Raw genomic sequence first — 18,009 nt, 5'->3', positions numbered from 1 at the left:
CGCCGTATACGGAACCGTACGTACGGTGGTGTGAGAGGTCGGTAGCCGAATTAATCGGCTACCTCCTACTCGATTGCCTTGGTCGGTGGAGGTAGATTGATGTTATCAATTGTAGTGCCCTGTTATAACGAGCAGGAGAGCATTCCTCTCTTTTACCAAGCGGTTGAGAAGCTGCGCCCAGAGATGGGTCAGGAACTCGAGTATGTTTTCGTCAATGACGGCTCAAATGACGAAACGCTTAGCGAATTACGAGCGTTAGCAGGCAAGGATTCCAGCGTTCACTATCTGTCTTTTTCGCGAGCTTTTGGGAAAGAAGCAGCGCTTTATGCAGGACTTCAGTCTGCGACGGGCGATTTAGTGACGGTGATGGATGTGGACTTGCAAGACCCACCGGAATTACTACCGAAAATGATCCATATGATTCAGACACAAGACATTGACTGCGTCGGGACGCGTCGAGCGGACCGAGCAGGCGAGCCAAGGCTGAGAAGCTTTTTTGCCCGGCAGTTTTATCGGTTGATCAACCGGATCTCCTCAACGCAAATGGTCGATGGCGCACGCGATTTTCGCTTAATGACGCGCCAGATGGTTAATGCGATTTTGCAGCTCTCAGAATATAATCGATTTTCTAAGGGTCTGTTCAGCTGGGTTGGCTTTAACACGAAATATATCTCCTACCCAAATCGTGAGCGCGTTGCTGGCCAGACGTCCTGGAACTTTTGGAAGCTATTTAACTATTCATTGGACGGTATTGTAAACTTTTCTGATGCGCCTTTGAACATTGCCTCTTTTGTTGGTGCGGCCAGTTGTTTTGGGGCAGCCATCGCGATGATTTTCATTGTGGTCCGAGCACTTCTATTCCACAATTCAGCCGCTGGTTGGCCCTCACTAGTCTGCATTATCTTATTCCTTGGCGGTTTACAGTTGCTCTGTCTAGGTATAATTGGCAAATATATTGGCAAGATTTTTTTGGAGACAAAGAAAAGGCCCGTTTATATCGTTAAAGAGACTGATAAAACTGTAAAGGATTGAATCAGTCACATTGAGCTTCTTGCGCCGTCAGAATTCATTAGTGGACCGAAAGGTAAACGGATGAAGTTTTAGAAAGTATTACAGTTAAGTGCCATTAGCACCGCATTCAGTTCAGTCATTTATAATAGCTTTCGTCGAGTTGGGAAAAAGTCATAAGTAGAGTAGGAAGGTTTCGTTGATGCTAGTTACAGCCCAAGCGCCAGGAAAATTATATATTGCGGGCGAGTACGCAGTGGTGGAAACAGGATACCCAGCGATCATCGTTGCTTTAAATCAGTTTGTCACAGTGACCGTTGAGGAGATGCCTGATTATGGCAGCATTGTCTCGAAGCAGTATCAAGAAAATTCGTTACTGTGGCAACGACAAGGTGACGAAATGGTCTTTGACGATCGCGACAACCCGTTTCATTACATCCTGAGTGCAATTAAATTAACAGAGCAATATGCCCGTGAGCAGGGGAAACCGCTAGCACTTTACAAGTTGTTTGTCGACTCTGATCTTGACTCTGATAGCGGGAAAAAGTACGGGTTAGGGAGCTCTGCCGCTGTGACAGTGGCGACAGTGAAGGCTTTGAACCAGTTTTATCAGTTACACATGACTTCCGATCAGCTTTATAAATTGGCTGCGATTGCGCATCTGGATGTTCAAGGCAATGGGTCTTTAGGCGACATTGCAGCCTCGGTTTACGGGGGCTGGATCGCGTACCGCTCTTTTGATAAGTCCTGGCTTGCCGCCGAGCGGCGGATTCACTCACTGACTGAATTGCTTCACATGCAGTGGCCACAGCTTTCAATTGAGTTGCTCCATGCGCCGGCTGAATTGGGCCTGATGATTGGCTGGACTGGCTCACCTGCTTCAACTTCGCGTCTGGTCGATAAAATCACGATTGCGAAAGCTAAACAGCGTAGCCGATACAAGCATTTTCTGTTGCAAAGCAAAAAAGTTCTCGAAAAGATGATCAATTGCTTTCGTACTGCAGACCTCGCAGGCATTCAAGAGGGCGTTCGGGAAAATCGACAGTTGTTGAACAGGTTGGCTGGTTTTTCTGGGGTTCAAATTGAGACACCATTGCTCAATCAACTGTGCGAGTTAGCGGAAGCGCATGGCGGTGCGGCTAAGTCATCTGGAGCTGGCGGCGGTGATTGCGGCATTGTTTTGATTGATGCCGCGCAACACGCAAAGCAAATTTCTGAAAGCTGGTCTCAGGCCGGAATTGAACAGTTAAAGTTTGAGGTTCATGAGCTGTTGCCGGTGCGGTAACAGCTTGCTTTTTAGTTAAGAACCTGTGTGGGACTAAGGCCTGTGGTATACTTTTTCATGGTATGTTTTGGCGTTTAGTCAGACGAGTCTAGTTTGGAGAGGGTTGTGCTTATGAAGTCGGTCAAACAATGGAGTGGCCTTAAGCGATTAGGAGTTGTGATCGTTGACTTGATATTGTTTCATGTCAGCATCTTACTGTCATACTATTTTCGTTTTGGGATCACTATTCCTGAGGTGAATTTCTACTCCTACCAGCATTCGGCAATCTGGCTTTCCATCGTGTTCTTAATTGTTAATTATCTCCTTGGTGTGTACGTATACTATAACCGGCGTATCAGTGATGTCATTTTTCTTACAGTGTTGGGTCAAGGAATCGCGATTGCCGCCCTTATGGTGATTACGTTCATGGGGCGACTGTTTGCTTTTCCTCGGTCGGTTCTACTTTTGTCTTTAATCATTAGTATTGTCATTCTCGCAATTTGGAGGACGATCGTCTATTATCTCTACATTGCCTTTACTCCAGATGAGCACGTGGCTGTTATCTCATATGAAGACGAATTGCCGGCAATCATCCAAAATTTTAGCTCTTCTAAAAACAATAAACATCGTGTACGTTACGTCATTACCAATCATTTTCTCGAGAATGTGAAGGCTATTATTAACGATGTCGATATCTTCTATATCACTGATACTATCAGTGATGAGGAACGACGCGCAATTGTCGATTATGTCATTAAGAACGAGAAACATCTCATGCTGCCGTCGACCTTTGACAATCTTCTGATGTTGCGGCCGAACCTAATGAATTTTGAAGACGAAAGCGTGATGGGTATCTCGGATTTTCGGCTTTCGTCAGAAAACGCAGCTTTAAAACGACTCTTTGATATTATTGTGGCACTTGTGCTCCTAGTTATTGCTTCACCATTTATGCTGATAACCGCCATTTTAGTCAAACTGACTTCGCCTGGTCCGATTATTTATAAGCAAACCCGAATCACATTGAATCAGCGTGAGTTTCGGATTTACAAGTTTCGAACGATGTCTGCTACTGCCGAGGCTAAATCTGGTCCGGTTTTAGCTCAAGCCAACGACTCAAGGATTACGCCTGTTGGCAAATATTTGCGGAAGCTTCGCCTAGATGAATTACCCCAGATTTTCAATGTCTTAAAGGGGGACATGTCTATCGTTGGTCCGAGGCCAGAAAGGCCATATTTTGTTAACCAGTTCAATCAAGATGAACCACATTATTATTTACGACATAATGTTCGCGCTGGGATCACTGGTTACGCTCAGGTCTACGGCAAGTATGCGTCTGACTATCGGAGTAAGCTAAAGTTTGATCTTCTGTATATCAAATGTTACAGTCTGACGCTTGATTTTAAGATTCTTCTTCAAACCATTAAGATTCTGTTTGATAAGGTGTCATCTCAAGGCTTGGATGATGAGGAGAAGCCAAATATGAAGAAGCTGCACGAGATTGTGGCTGAGAACGATATTAATCATCTTGACTGATGAGGATTTAAAGACAGCGATTAGTGGAGGATATTTAGTTTATGCAAGAAATTAGTCTAGGAGAAATGTTTCGGATTCTCCTTAAGCATGCGTGGATTATTGTTTTGATTACCCTGGGGTTTACAGCTTTGGTTGGCGGCTATCGAGTCATGAAGGCTGGTACTGGTGCTCAATATGAAGCAACTGGCCAGGTGGTTCTCCGGCCAGAGCAGCACGCTTCAGGTGACGTTGCAACTCAAAATGCTTACGCAAATCAACTGGTGGCAACCAGTCAGGATGTAATGAAGAGCACTGAGGTTCTCTCGAACGTTTCGAAGTCTCTGTCACGAGAGGGAATTAGTTTGCCTGCCAGCGCAATCCAAAATTCTTTGACAGTTTCTAATCAACCTAATTCTCTCTTACTCGAGCTGAAGTTTAAGTCAAGCAATAAGACCGTGGCTGTCAGTGCAGTCAACACAATCATGCAGGAATTTCAGAGATTAGCACCTAAATATATGGCGATCTCAAAGGTTGCGATCATTCAAGGCGAGATGCCTGTTGCAACATCAACTGGTAAGGGCAGTCTTATCAAGTACCTGCTGGCAGGTTTTGTGTTGGGTGGCGTGTTATCGCTCATCGTGATTTTTGCCCTGGAGTTTTCGCGGCATACGGTTCGTGATAGTGAGTATCTAAGTAAGAAGTATCATATCAAGACCATTCAGACGATTTGAGCTTTTGATAAAAGGACACAGGGGGATTGCATCGTGAGAAAACAATCAAAATTACCTCGTCAGTACGATACTGAGGTGCTGAGCCAAAGCCAACGCATGAGTGCTCTGACTGCCAAGCTTCTACAAATACAAAAGCAGACGGGTATCAAAGCCTTAGCTGTTCTTTCGGCGACTCAGTATGACGGGAAAACAGCAGTCACCTCGAGTCTGGCCATCAATTATGCCAATTCCGGTCGAAAGGTATTATTAATCAATGCCAATCCTTTTGACGAGGTAAGCGCACTTGGTGGCGGTAGTAAAGGTGGTCTCAGTGACTTTCTGACAAAGGAGAAAGCTGAGCTAGCTGACTTTATCAGCAAGACACAGTACGAAGGCCTTGAGACGATAAGTGGAAATCAGAACGCTCTTGTTTTTAACAATGTGTCCGCTCGAGCGTCAATTGATAGATTGCTCCAGACTGTAAATGATGAATATGATTTGATTCTTTTTGATGGCCCCGCGACAGATGAAGGACCTGATGGGCTGGCCTTGGCCGACCTGATTAAAACGGTATTGGTTGTTTTAAGACGTGATCACAGTAAGATAAGTGCTGTTGACACGATGATGTCAGATCTTATAGACACGGGTGCAAATGTAATTGGCTCAATAGTTATAGACCAATAGAAAGGCGGATTGTTGTGACTAAGATTTCAGATCTTTCGAAAGCGACACCAGGGCAAGTCCGCAGTTTGCAACTTAAAGAACTGGAAATTTTAAAGTACGTTGCAAAAATATGCGATCAAAATGGACTAACCTACTACATGTGTGGTGGAACGTGTATTGGCACAATTCGGCATCATGGTTTCATTCCATGGGATGATGATGTCGATATTTTTATGCTTCGAGAGGATTATGAGAATCTGTATCATAACTGGGAAAAGTATTCGCACGATTCCAGGTACCAGATTTGTCGTTCCGATGCCACTCACAACTATCATCACGCCGCTATGACAGTTAATGACAGTACAACGACTTTTATTAATTTCCGAACCCAGAACGAAGATGTGAATCAAGGAATCGCTATCGATATCATTCCGATAGACCATTTGGCACCCACACCGATTGGTCGGTTCAAACAACGGATCAACGCAATTCTGTTCTCGATTTTTATTAATCAGCGTCTCCCTGACCATCAAGGAAAACTTTTGCGTTTTCTAACGGCATTGCCTTTATACATTGTTCGTTCACCGAAAATTCGTTACCGTATTTGGAAAGAATCTGAGCGGCGTATGACAGAGCCGCAGCCAGGCAGTACGCAACTTGTTGAGCTTGCCAGTGGGCTTAAGGGAATGTTTCGACCATTCGATCCGAAGTGGTTTGCGACAACGAAGATGATGCCATTTGAGGATACAGAAATGCCGGTAATGGCTGGTTATGATCAGTATCTGACTTTGGTTTTCCATGATTACATGAAGTTACCGCCCAAGAGTCAGCAACTTGCCAAACACCACACTGCGATGATTGATACTGACACGCCATATACTGCTTATCGTGGCAGTGCCTATTTGAAGAATGAAGGGCACGCGACACACTGAGGAGGAAATCATGAGCTCGGTCACTGTTTTACTTTCCACATACAATGGGGATGCATATTTAAGGGAATTGCTGGACAGTTTGCTCAACCAGACCAGTGTTGAAGTTCATATTCGAGTTCGTGATGATGGTTCGACAGATCACACGCGCTCGATTTTGACCACTTACGCAAAAAAAGACAATGTCAAAGTTGCATTTGGTAAGAATATTGGTTGGCGGGACAGTTTCATGACGCTTATAAAATCAGTACCAAACGACGATTCAAGCGACTATTTTGCGTTTGCTGATCAAGATGATATATACCAACCAGATAAGTTGGAAGCTGCAATTACCAAATTGTCGGCTTTTCCTAAAACGCCTGCGCTTTATCACAGTAACGTTACGTTAGCAGACAGTGAGGGGCGACCATTGGGGGATCGATATCCAAGAGATTATGTGCCGACCACAAAATTACCCCAAGCTTTTTTTGATGTGACCTGGTTAGGCACTACGATGGTATTTAACCGTCGTCTGCTGACTCTCGTACAGCAACACGTCCCAGTTGATAATATTGTTCATGATGCATATGTCATCAATGTCGCCCAGTTCCTAGGTAAAGTTATCTACGATCCAGTTCCCCACATGCTGTATCGTCGTCATAATTCTGCCGTTACAGGCTTCGGCGGCTCTGGTTCGGCGAGAAAGATACAGTCGCCAAGCTTAATGGACCGGTATAGAAGATATAAGAAGAACCCAGTCACCAATCCGTTTTCGAAGCGTGCGCGTGAACTTCTCGTTGGGTATAGTCAGCAACTTGATCCCAAGCAGAGAAACTTTTTGAGCGCGGTCGCGAATTATCAAACCAATCTGGGATATCGACTTCGACTACTGTTTGACCCACGCATTCGAGCATCAAGTCTGCGTCCGACCTTACAAATCCGCTATCGTGTGTTAATGAATTCATTGTAATTTAAACAGGGGAGTCTTCATGGCAAATCCAAAAGTTGTTATATGCATGTCCACCTACAATGGGGAGAAGTATCTGGACCAGCAGTTAGATTCTTTTATCGCTCAGCACTATCAAAATTGGCAGCTAATTATTCATGATGATGGTTCTACAGACGGAACGAAAGCCATTATTCGTAGATATATGGAGCAGGATCGACGCATTAGGCTGATTCAAAATGATGGGCATTTAGGCATTAAGAAGGCCTTCTTAACTCTGTTATCACAGGAGGAAGGCGAGTTTTATGCTTTTTCCGACCAAGATGATGTCTGGCACGCTGATAAGTTGGATATACTGGTTCAGAGGATGAAACGCGAAGATCCTCTTGTGCCGACATTGATTTATTCTCGCTACGATGAAATTGACGGTGCAGGAAATCCTTTACCTGCTAGCACCAGGAATGCCATTTACAGCACTAAGCTAAAGGATTTCCTGCTTATTAATACGGCCACTGGTTGCACGTGTTTGTTGAACCACAGCCTTCGTGATGAACTAATTCGTTCAACCCACAAGTTAAATTACTCTTCTATTCACATGCATGACTGGTGGGCAGCATTAGTTTCCAGTGCTTTAGGGCAAGTTATTTTCGTTGATCAGGAACTGGTTTCTTACCGTCAACATGGCAACAATGTTTTAGGGGCTCCCGACCGCGCTAACTTTGTCAAACGTCTTGGGCGTTTTCTTCAATTTCGTGAGAGTCGGATTGTTTCGTCTGGTTCCAGACAGGCCCGTGAGTTATTAAGACTTTACGGCTCGGAGCTTGGCTCTGAACAGACGGCTTTGATTCAAGGCGTTGCTGCGTTATTTCAAGGCTGGGCACCCTTAAAAAAAAGACGGTTTTTGAAAGACAACGGCCTGTTTATCCGCTCGAAATTTCTTAATATTGAGACAATTTTACTTCTGTGGATGTGGCCCAGCCTGCGTGAAAGAATATTTTCTCACTATCGGTCGTAAGTTGTTAAGGAGGTGAGGACCTACGGTATTTCTGTTATCAGAAGGATTGCAATTTTTGAATCAGTTTGCAAAGCGCAAATCTCAAGTGATAAGCGCAATTGGGATGACTGCGCTCTGGTATCTCGCGGCCTTTTCCAATCCTGTACATAATCTGGACTATGGGAGCTATCAGTCTGAGTATACAATCATGCCAGGGCAACCTCCCAGCGCGTGGCATTTTGAAAAAGGATACTCCTACTTGGGAATCCTCTTTTCAAGATTGGGCTTAAGTTATCAAACATATCGATCATTTTTATGTTTGGTGGCGATCATTGCGTTGTACATCGGAGTCCGTCGATTTACCGAGAATACCACTTTATTTGTCGGTATTTATGGTGTGACAGTCTTTCTGCTTGATGCGACTCAACTACGAAATTTCGTTATGATTTCGATTGTCGTTCTGGCAATCTCTTTTCTTCAAAAAGTCACTGTGAAAAATATCGTGACATCAGTCCTTTTAATCTTGATCGCTGCCCAGTTCCACTCCTTGGGGTATCTCTTCCTTCTAGCTGTCCTGTTGCGTGTGATTTCTTTCCGGATCCTTTATAAATACGCAATGCTTTTCGTAGGGTTCTCAATTGCAGTGATTTTGGGAATAAATGTCATTGGCGTAAGCAGTATTTTGAATATTGCTGGCAAAGTTTTAGCTGTCATTTCAAGTCGTGCTAACCTTGCATCGAAAGTTTCACAGCAATATGGCGACGGTAGCGTATTGATCAGATACGTGGCTGTTGCGGTCTCAACACTTGCTGCATTTCTCTTGCTCTGGTTTTTGTACAAGGTGGTTGTAACTAGCGAGAACAAAACTCTGATAAATCAGTTTCAGCTTCTTTACGTTGTTGTTCTGATGGCGGTTATTACACTCCCGTCGCTTTCTCTTGCAGATGATTATTCGCGCATCCCGCGTTCGATTTTTCTATTCGTAATTATTGCGATTTCACTGTATTACGACAAAGTGGATGAAGTTCAAATTCACAAGATGCGGCCGCTTGTCACTTTTTTGATTGTTGTGGTTTGCGCGATGAACGGCTTTTCTCATCTTTACATGTGGGGCACAGCTTTTCGTGGTAGCCTGCTTTACTTACTTAAGCTGGCATAAGTTTTCTCACCTTTTGGAGGATTAGTAATGAATAATTGGGGCGTCGTAATTGTCTTGTACAATCCAAACCTTAACCAGTTGAATTTGACGCTGGCTCAAATTTTACCGCAAACCAGGCAAGTCGCTTTGGTTAATAATGGACCATCTTTACAGAAGGAGGGGATCGTGCTCAGGCCATATGAGCTCGGAGACAATAAGGGGATTGCGTATGCTCAAAACTACGGTGTCGCTCTTTTGAAGAAACGAAACCCTAATTTGGAGTATGTTTTTTTCCTCGATCAGGATTCTGAAATTTCCTCAAGTTTCTTCTCTTCCATGTTGGAGGCGTGGCAGACCACGAAAACGCGATATTCTAATTTGGCCGCCTTAAGCCCGAAAATTAGTCGACGAACTGAAAAAGGTAATTATTCAACTTTATTATTCGATCAACAGGGATTACATAAGCGAAACGTAGATTTTTCGCAGGAACTGCTGCTTATTAACACTCTTCCAATTTCCAGTGGCCTACTTGTTTCCGTTGATGCTTTTGAAAAAGTTGGCGGCCTAAGTGAAAAATGGTTTATCGATTGGGTCGATTTTGATTTTGATTTGAAGCTCCTCACACAGGGATACACCGTTGCAACTACTGGGGCTGCTTCAATCATTCATGAGATTGGGACACCAAATCGACGTAATTTTTTGGGTAAAAAAATCGCGGTGACAAATTACGTTTTGTTTCGCGAGTACTACACGGCTCGTAATGGGGTTTATTTAATACGTAAATATGGCCGAAAAGGCAAAGGTATTGCTAAGTATTCTTTAGGTCAGATTGCGAGACGGTTTATCATGCTATTATATGAACCAAAGAAGGTACGACGTTTTGGAACGCTGATGCGCGGCATGTTAGCAGGACTCGTGACTTCATATGATTGACTACTCCCTTTGATAGCGAGGATACGGAATGATTTCGAGAAGACGTGCATCAATAAAAAATGCTTCACTGGCATTCATTACTCAAATTATTATGATGATAGGCCAATTTGCAGTTCAGACCGTTTTTGTCCACACGTTGGGCGCGGAATATCTGGGGGCGAATGGCCTTTTTAATAACCTGATCACGTTTCTCTCGTTTGCCGAGCTTGGTATTGGGTCCGCTTTTAGCTATGCCTTATACAAGCCGCTGGCAGAGCATGATGATGACGTGATTGCTGGAATAATGAACTTATTCCGCAAGGTCTACGATGGGATTGGGATGGTCATTCTCGTTGCCGGCCTGATCTTATCGTACTTTGTGCCTTGGTTTATTGAAGGCACAAGCACTTTGCCGCATGTAAGATTCTATTTTGTGTTGTACCTCTTGAGCACTGTGGTTAGTTACTTCTTCACGTATAACCGTTCTCTGCTAATTGCCGACCAAAAAAGTTATGTGGACTCTGTTAATCAGTTTATTTTTAACGTTGGCCGTTACATTCTGCAGATAATTTTTATGGTGTTCTTTCACAGTTATGTTGCGTATCTAATTCTAATGATTCTGAGTAACCTATCTTCGAATATTGCCATCACTTTTAGGTCACACAAACGTTATCCATTTTTGAAGACAGCAAAAGCTGAAAAAGTCGACCCGGCAATTTTGTCTGAGATTAAGCACAATGTAGTTGGAACAATTTCCTCAAAGGTCGGTGCAATTGTTGTTTCTGGTACTGATAATATTTTAATTTCAAAGTTCCTTGGTTTAGTTGTAGTCGGCATCTATTCCAACTATGCTCTAGTATTGACTAGTATTACTCGTTTATTAACCCAGGTTTTTAGCTCTGTGATTGCCAGCTTTGGCAACTTAGGCGTTACAGAGAAGAATAACGCCAAGAAACAACTGGATATGTTCGATCAGTTCACCTATTACAACGCAATTTCGGTTTTCTTTATTGGGTTGGTAGCATTCGCGTTCTTTCCCCCTTTTATTAAACTTTGGCTTGGTAACAAGTATCAGCTTCCAGAATCTACTTTGTACTTTATCATCATTAATTTTGTCTTTGGCCAATTTCGTCCTGCCCTAAATATGGTCAACGCCTACGGACTATTTTGGGGTTACCGAATCAAATCGATTGTCGAAGCTGCAGTAAATCTAGGGCTTAGTTTGATTTTGGTAAGATTTACATCGATGGGCATCAACGGTGTTCTTTTTGGGACAATTATCGGTAATATATTGGTTAACTCCTGGTGGGATCCACTTATTCTGTTTAAAGGTGCCTACCATACCAGTATGGTGCGCTTTTACTTGAAGTATTGGGCTTATTTGGCAACGTTTGGTGGATTGTTAGCGGCGGAGGGATTGATACTTTCAGCTCTCAAACCAAACATAAATGGGGTATTTCACATCATTGAGTATGGGATTGGTTGTGGGGTTGTTGTCATAGGAGTTTTGTTAGTCCTATTTTCGCGTACTAAGGGACAAAAGGGACTATTTGTAATGTTGAGGAACATGTTTAGAAAGCGGGCAAAACGCTGATGTTGACCTTTTTGCGTCTCATTGGTGTTATCAATGGCGAAGCTGTGATATCGTAGAACGCGTATGGTTTTCAAATAGTAGCTGGAAAGCGAGGGCTTTTTTCATGAAGGGTATTATATTAGCTGGTGGTTCCGGAACGCGCTTATATCCAATTACTCGAGCTATCTCCAAACAGTTAATCCCAATCTACGATAAACCGATGATCTATTATCCAATGTCCACCCTCATGTTGGCAGGCATCAAGGACATCATGCTCATCTCGACCCCGAAAGATCTGCCGCGGTTTGAGGAATTATTCGGCGACGGTCACGAGCTTGGCCTGAATCTGAGCTATAAGATTCAAGAGCATCCGAACGGCCTGGCCGAAGCGTTCATTTTGGCTGCTGATTTTATTGGCGATGATTCTGTCTGCTTGATTCTCGGGGACAACGTCTTCTACGGCGGTGGCTTGTCCAAGATGCTGCAGCGTGCTGCGGCCAAGGAGAAGGGTGCCACAGTCTTCGGCTATCATGTTAATGATCCTGAGCGGTTTGGCGTGGTCGACTTTGACGACCACATGCACGCGAAGTCAATTATTGAAAAGCCTGAGCATCCGGCGTCAAATTACGCTGTGACTGGCCTGTACTTCTATGATAATGACGTCGTTGAGATTGCAAAGCACATCAAGCCTTCTGCCCGCGGTGAACTTGAGATCACTGACATCAATCAGGAATACCTGCGCCGCGGTGAACTCGACGTCGAGCTGATGGGTCGCGGCTTTGCCTGGCTTGATACTGGCACGCACGAGTCACTCCAGACCGCCTCGGCGTTTATCGCATCGATTCAGCACCGGCAGAATCTGCAAATTTCGAATCTGGAAGAAATTGCCTACCGGATGGGCTACATCTCGATCGAGCAGGTCGAAAAGCTGGCTCAACCGCTGAAGAAGACGGAGTACGGTCAGTACCTATTGCAATTGGTTAAGCAGGAGGAGCACAAATGAGTTTGAAAGTCATTCCCACGAAGCTGAAAGACGTCAAGATCGTTGAAACGGACGTTTTCGGTGATAACCGGGGCTTTTTTACTGAAACTTGGACGCGTGATAAGTTTGTTGCGGCAGGCATCACGACAGACTTCAATCAAGACAATCAGAGCTTGTCCGCTGAGCCCGGAGTGTTGAGGGGGATGCATTATCAAATGGCCCCTTACGCACAGACCAAGCTAGTCCGCGTCGTCACTGGCGTGGTAGAGGATGTCTTGGTAGACATCCGGAAGGGCTCGCCAACCTATGGGCAGTGGGAAGGCTATATTCTTTCCGAGTTTAATCACCGTCACCTGTTTGTACCAAAAGGCTTTGCACATGGCTTCATCACGCTCACGCCGAACGTCAATTTCTGCTATAAAGTTGAGGGCGTGTATGCGCCGGAAGCCGACCGTGGGATCGCGTTTGATGATCCTGATATCGGCATTCAGTGGCCGATGCCGACGACGCATCTGATCATGTCGGAAAAAGATACCAAGCACCCACAGCTCAAGGATGCCGAAAACAACTTCGTATACGGGGAGATTTAATTATGAAACTTATGGTTACAGGTGGGGCCGGCTTCATCGGTTCAAACTTTGTCCGTTATGTGTACAACAATCATCCGGATGTTCAGATCACGGTGCTGGATAAGCTGACATACGCTGGCAACAAGGCCAACATTGAAGACCTTCTGGGTGACCGCGTGCAGCTGGTAGTTGGCGATATCTGTGATGCGCCACTGGTTGACAGGTTGATGAGTCAGGTTGATACCTGCGTTCACTTCGCTGCCGAAAGCCACAACGACAATTCGCTGATCGATCCAAGTCCGTTCCTTCACTCAAACGTGGTCGGCACGTACACGCTCCTGGAAGCTGCCCGCAAGTACGACATTCGCTTCCATCATGTCTCCACAGATGAAGTTTATGGCGATCTGCCGCTGCGGGAAGACCTGCCCGGCCACGGCGAGGGTAAAGGCGAGAAGTTCACGACTCAGAGTCGCTACAATCCTTCCAGTCCATATTCCTCGACCAAGGCTGCGTCCGACATGCTGGTTCACGGCTGGACCCGTTCCTTTAAGGTTCGCGCAACCATCTCGAATTGCTCGAACAACTATGGGCCATATCAGCACATTGAGAAGTTCATTCCGCGTCAGATCACGAATATCCTGAGTGGAATCACGCCGAAGCTTTACGGGACTGGTAAAAATGTTCGTGACTGGATCCACACGGAGGACCACTCACGGGCCATCTGGACCATTTTGACCAAGGGCAAAATTGGTGAAACCTATTTGATCGGCGCTAACGGTGAGCAGGACAATAAGACGGTCTTAGAGCTGATTCTTAAGCTGATGGGCAAGTCGCCTGACGACTATGAGCAAGTGAAGGATCGTCCCGGTCACGATTTGCGGTATGCGATCGATTCAACCAAGCTGCGCACTGAGCTTGGCTGGGAGCCTCAGTTTACCGACTTCGAGTCTGGTTTGAAGCACACCATCGACTGGTATACGGCACACGAGGACTGGTGGCAAGCTGAAAAGGCGGCAGTTGAAGCCAAGTATGCCAAGCAGGGTCAATAATCGGAAAAAATAAAGCGAAGCGCCAGTCGCTTCGTTTTTGTGTGATAACACGGAGATGAAATTTGATGAAGAAGATTTTAATTACCGGCGCTAACGGTCAATTGGGCACTGAGTTGCGTCACATGTTGGATGGCCGTGGCATTACTTACCGGGCGACTGACACCAAGGAATTAGATATTACCGATGCGCAGGCAGTCAATGCGTATTTCGCGGATTATAAACCAGATATCGTCTACCACTGCGCCGCTTACACGGCAGTTGACAAGGCGGAAGACGAGGGCAAGGAGATTGACGAGCTGGTCAATGCCAAGGGCACCGAGAACATGGCAAAGGCCGCCGGTGCTAATGGCGCAACTCTCATTTATATCAGCACTGATTACGTTTTTGATGGCGACAGCAACGAGCTGTACACCGTTGATCACAAGCCCGCGCCGCGCAATGAATACGGCCGGACCAAATATGAGGGCGAGCAGGCTGTTCAAAAGTACGCCAAAAAGTATTACATTATTCGCACGTCTTGGGTGTTCGGCGAATATGGCCACAACTTTGTCTACACGATGCTGAACTTGGCAAAGACCCATGACAAACTGACCGTTGTGAATGATCAGTTTGGCCGGCCATCCTGGACAAAGACGTTGGCTGAGTTCATGCTGTTTGCGGTCGATCAGAACCTTGAGTATGGCATCTACCACCTGTCAAACGAGAACAGCTGCAATTGGTATGAATTTGCCAAGGAAATTCTTAAGGACACGAATACCGAAGTAGTGCCAGTCACAAGTGCTGAGTATCCGCAGAAGGCATGGCGGCCTCGGCACTCGATCCTAGACTTGAGCAAGACCGAAGCAACAGGGTTTAAGATGCAGACTTGGCAAGACGCGCTGGCAGAGTTTATGGCGCAGATATCAAAAAAGTAACTTTGTTTTGCGGCAAAATCTGCGGCAGGTATCTGCTCAGGGAAGAGAATAGGGAGTTAATGTTGTTGAGGTAGGGACTGCTCGCTGTTAACTATTGTTTCGGCGCCATCAGAGATGACTGGCCATCTACACGTGGGGATCGTATGGAAAAAATTGCTGTATTAATACCATGCTTTAACGAAGCACTGACCATTGAGAAGGTGGTCCATGACTTTGCCAAAGCGTTACCAACTGCACAAATCTATGTCTATGACAACAACTCGACAGACAACACTGCTGAGCTTGCTGCGGACGCGGGGGCCATTGTTCGCGTTGAGCCACGGCAAGGCAAGGGGTTCGCTGTCCGGCAGATGTTTTTTGATATTGATGCGGATCTTTACCTGATGGTTGATGGCGATGACACTTATCCCGCAGAGGCGGCACCTAAGTTACTCGGCCCGCTGCGTGACGGGGTGGCGGATATGACCATTGGTGATCGTCTGACTAACGGGACCTATACAGAGGAGAATAAGAGGCTCTTTCACAACTTGGGCAATAATTTGGTGAAAAACTCAATCAATTTTCTCTACCACAGTGAGATACAAGACGTGATGACGGGGTACCGGGGGTTTAGCAGAGTATTTATCGAGAGTCTGCCTGTGACTAGTGATGGCTTCCAGATCGAGACCGAGTTTACGATTCATGCAGTTGATAAGCGGTTCAGACTGGTCGAGATTCCAATCGACTACCGGGATCGGCCTGAGGGTAGCACCTCTAAGCTGAACACTTTTTCTGATGGCCTAAAAGTATTGGCCACAATTATGCGGATGTTTCGTGACTCAAAGCCAATGTTGTTTTTCGGTATTCTGGCCGCCGTTTTATTCGTGGTCGGCTTGGCCATTGGCATCCCAGTGATTTCCGAATTTGTTGAAACGGGCTACATTACTAAGATGCCATCCGCCGTCTTGGCCACCGGTGTGATGATGTTTTGTCTGATGATTTTAGTGACTGGCATTATCTTGGACACGGTTGTCCGGTCCGAGCGGAAGAACTTCGAGCTGAACTTGCACCGAATTTATGATGAGGAGCGAAAGCGGCGGGCGTTGTCATGGCAGGTCGAGAAACAAGCCAACGGGGGAGAATGACCCATGAAGCATCAGGTACTCAGAAATGTTGGTATTTATGTGGCGCTCATTGTCGGGCTGTTTGTTGCCTTGGTGATTGTTTATGTGCCGTCGAACGGACGCATCAATGCCCACATGCCGAGTACAGAGAAAGTGTGGCAAATCGAGGGTACTTATCCGGTCCTGAATACTCGGGATGCGGGCAGTCGGCTGGACAGCTTTACAGATAGGATTATGATTTCAGAGACCGTAAAAAGTCATAACAATCCAGTCTATAGTGCCATGGATTCAAACGGCTACGCTCGCTATTGGCACGGCTATTTGCTGTGGCTGCGCCCGTTACTGATGTTTATGAGTTACGGTTCCGTCAGAGAACTTTATGCAGTAATCGTGCTCTTGTTAGTCGTCTTAAACGCGTATATGATTGCCAAACGGTTGGATCTCTTTGCAGCCGTAGCCTTCGGGATTGCGTTTGCCTTTCAACGTGTCTTCGCGATTTCGATCAACATGCAGTTCGCTAACGTGTTCATCATCTGCTTAGTAGCGAATCTGATTGTTTTGAGTGTTGACGATGATCATTATCAGAAGTGGCATCCATTCCTCTTTTTCCTAATTATCGGGACTGTGACTAATTTTGTCGATCTCCTCACTGCGCCGATGATTACCCTTGGGGTACCGCTCATGATCATGATTTACCGCGATTTCGTTAGTGATAAGGTGCGGACTTTCCCAAAGCGCTTGGTTCAGTTTTTGGTTTCATGTCTGGGCTGGGGCATCGGCTATGGTGTGACCTGGTTTCTCAAGTGGCTATTCGCGAGCTTTGTCACTGGCCGAAATGTGATTCAGGAGGCGTTGACCGAGATACTTTTCCGGTCAGGTGGGGTTGGTAGAGGTGGCAAATATCCGGTTCACCGTATACAACTGTTAAAAACGAACTTACGTTTTGAGTATACTTCTGCCAACATACTAATCCTGCTCATTATTGCTTTAGTTAGTGTAGCTGCTTTTATTCTCTTCGCAAGGCGTCATCATGAAATTCAAATTCATTGGCCGACGCTCTCGTTGTTTATCTTTGGAGCGATACTACCGTTTATTTGGTATATGGTGCTTGCAAACCACTCTGAAATTCATGCTTGGTTCACTTATCGCGAATTAATAATTTCGACCTTAGCGTTGCTGCTAGCGGACGCGGCAATGCTACATAGTAATTTCAAGGGGAAAGTTTGATTTGAGAGGGAGGAAAGCGAATAGCCTATCGAATGGCTTTTAATCTTTGGTATGGGCCTAATTATTGTTCTCCCTCAGATAACGCAGCATGGCGTATTATTGGAATCCGATCTGTCATTTCAATATAGTAGGTATAGTGAAACTTACATGCTGATATGAAGCGGCCGTTAATTTTTCAATCTATTTTCGGTTTCCTGATATGGCAGTATCTATTGCGAAGAGATCAAGGCGTCTCAGCTGCAGAGTAAGCCAGTCAGATTGATAACTTCTCATGATTTTCGTAGAAATAGGCGCTACCAGTTCAGATGGGTGAATCGATCCAGGTCCAGGACATAACCCTTAGGGAACAAGCCCGTGCGAGAATCAATAGCTCTCTTTTCCAGGGGTTAATTAAGCAAACACGTCCAGTCTGGAAAGCACTTGTGCTTCTCAGACTGGACGTGTTTTGACCCTAATTTTATGGGAACTTTGTCAATTGGTGTTGATGAATCGTTTTTATCTTTTGAGGTTTCTCCGTTGTGGAGAGACCTTTTTGTT

17 protein-coding genes are annotated in these 18,009 nt (G+C 45.4%); all 17 read left to right on the top strand.

The annotated features are described in order from the left end of the window. Positions 1-99 precede the first annotated feature (99 nt). The 17 genes from EKM86_RS11435 to EKM86_RS11355 all read left to right on the top strand — a co-directional run bounded on the left by EKM86_RS11435 (position 100) and on the right by EKM86_RS11355 (position 17,472). Complete coding sequence (locus EKM86_RS11435) at positions 100-1,032, top strand: glycosyltransferase family 2 protein (RefSeq protein ID WP_125758129.1); 933 nt, start codon at positions 100-102, stop codon at positions 1,030-1,032. Positions 1,033-1,210: 178 nt separating this feature from the next. Beyond that, entirely contained in the window at positions 1,211-2,293 is a 1,083-nt protein-coding gene (locus EKM86_RS11430; RefSeq protein WP_125758127.1) for a phosphomevalonate kinase, read from the top strand. Positions 2,294-2,404: 111 nt separating this feature from the next. After that, on the top strand, positions 2,405-3,805 hold the full coding sequence (locus tag EKM86_RS11425; protein WP_125758125.1) for a sugar transferase: 1,401 nt from the start codon (positions 2,405-2,407) through the stop codon (positions 3,803-3,805). Positions 3,806-3,846: 41 nt separating this feature from the next. Then, on the top strand, positions 3,847-4,515 hold the full coding sequence (locus EKM86_RS11420) for a YveK family protein (RefSeq protein ID WP_125758123.1): 669 nt from the start codon (positions 3,847-3,849) through the stop codon (positions 4,513-4,515). A 33-nt stretch (positions 4,516-4,548) separates the two neighbouring features. Continuing rightward, positions 4,549-5,178 carry an AAA family ATPase gene (locus tag EKM86_RS11415; protein WP_125758121.1) on the top strand — a complete coding sequence of 210 codons (630 nt, stop codon included), beginning with the start codon at positions 4,549-4,551 and terminating at the stop codon, positions 5,176-5,178. Positions 5,179-5,192: 14 nt separating this feature from the next. Next, complete coding sequence (locus EKM86_RS11410) at positions 5,193-6,089, top strand: LicD family protein (RefSeq protein ID WP_125758119.1); 897 nt, start codon at positions 5,193-5,195, stop codon at positions 6,087-6,089. 10 nt (positions 6,090-6,099) lie between these two features. Beyond that, complete coding sequence (locus tag EKM86_RS11405) at positions 6,100-7,035, top strand: glycosyltransferase family 2 protein (RefSeq protein ID WP_164506269.1); 936 nt, start codon at positions 6,100-6,102, stop codon at positions 7,033-7,035. A 19-nt stretch (positions 7,036-7,054) separates the two neighbouring features. Continuing rightward, on the top strand, positions 7,055-8,026 hold the full coding sequence (locus EKM86_RS11400) for a glycosyltransferase family 2 protein (protein ID WP_125758115.1): 972 nt from the start codon (positions 7,055-7,057) through the stop codon (positions 8,024-8,026). Between the two features lie 55 nt (positions 8,027-8,081). After that, positions 8,082-9,164: an EpsG family protein gene (locus EKM86_RS11395; RefSeq protein WP_125758113.1), complete on the top strand. Its 1,083-nt coding sequence runs from the start codon at positions 8,082-8,084 to the stop codon at positions 9,162-9,164. A 27-nt stretch (positions 9,165-9,191) separates the two neighbouring features. Next, positions 9,192-10,076: a glycosyltransferase family protein gene (locus tag EKM86_RS11390; RefSeq protein WP_125758111.1), complete on the top strand. Its 885-nt coding sequence runs from the start codon at positions 9,192-9,194 to the stop codon at positions 10,074-10,076. 28 nt (positions 10,077-10,104) lie between these two features. Continuing rightward, positions 10,105-11,649: a lipopolysaccharide biosynthesis protein gene (locus tag EKM86_RS11385; protein ID WP_125758109.1), complete on the top strand. Its 1,545-nt coding sequence runs from the start codon at positions 10,105-10,107 to the stop codon at positions 11,647-11,649. Between the two features lie 103 nt (positions 11,650-11,752). After that, positions 11,753-12,631 (top strand): glucose-1-phosphate thymidylyltransferase RfbA, encoded by an 879-nt coding sequence (rfbA, locus tag EKM86_RS11380; RefSeq protein ID WP_125758107.1) that lies wholly within the window; start codon positions 11,753-11,755, stop codon positions 12,629-12,631. Continuing rightward, positions 12,628-13,200 carry a dTDP-4-dehydrorhamnose 3,5-epimerase gene (gene rfbC, locus EKM86_RS11375; RefSeq protein ID WP_125758104.1) on the top strand — a complete coding sequence of 191 codons (573 nt, stop codon included), beginning with the start codon at positions 12,628-12,630 and terminating at the stop codon, positions 13,198-13,200. The genes rfbA and rfbC overlap by 4 nt, the downstream gene beginning before the upstream one ends. Positions 13,201-13,202: 2 nt before the next feature. Next, positions 13,203-14,228 (top strand): dTDP-glucose 4,6-dehydratase, encoded by a 1,026-nt coding sequence (rfbB, locus tag EKM86_RS11370; RefSeq protein WP_125758102.1) that lies wholly within the window; start codon positions 13,203-13,205, stop codon positions 14,226-14,228. A gap of 65 nt (positions 14,229-14,293) precedes the next feature. Beyond that, positions 14,294-15,142, top strand: a complete 849-nt coding sequence (rfbD, locus tag EKM86_RS11365) for a dTDP-4-dehydrorhamnose reductase (RefSeq protein WP_125758101.1) — start codon at positions 14,294-14,296, stop codon at positions 15,140-15,142. A gap of 143 nt (positions 15,143-15,285) precedes the next feature. Continuing rightward, positions 15,286-16,266 (top strand): glycosyltransferase family 2 protein, encoded by a 981-nt coding sequence (locus EKM86_RS11360; RefSeq protein ID WP_125758099.1) that lies wholly within the window; start codon positions 15,286-15,288, stop codon positions 16,264-16,266. 3 nt (positions 16,267-16,269) lie between these two features. Further along, the gene (locus EKM86_RS11355) at positions 16,270-17,472 is read left to right on the top strand and encodes a hypothetical protein (RefSeq protein ID WP_125758097.1); all 1,203 of its coding nucleotides are present in this window, start codon (positions 16,270-16,272) and stop codon (positions 17,470-17,472) included. The last annotated feature ends 537 nt before the right edge of the window (positions 17,473-18,009 follow it).

The sequence above is a fragment of the Lacticaseibacillus hegangensis genome (genome assembly GCF_003946465.1).
Classification (GTDB): domain Bacteria; phylum Bacillota; class Bacilli; order Lactobacillales; family Lactobacillaceae; genus Lacticaseibacillus; species Lacticaseibacillus hegangensis.
Note: the sequence above shows the minus strand (reverse complement) of the source record. Positions and strands in the feature narration are given on the sequence as shown.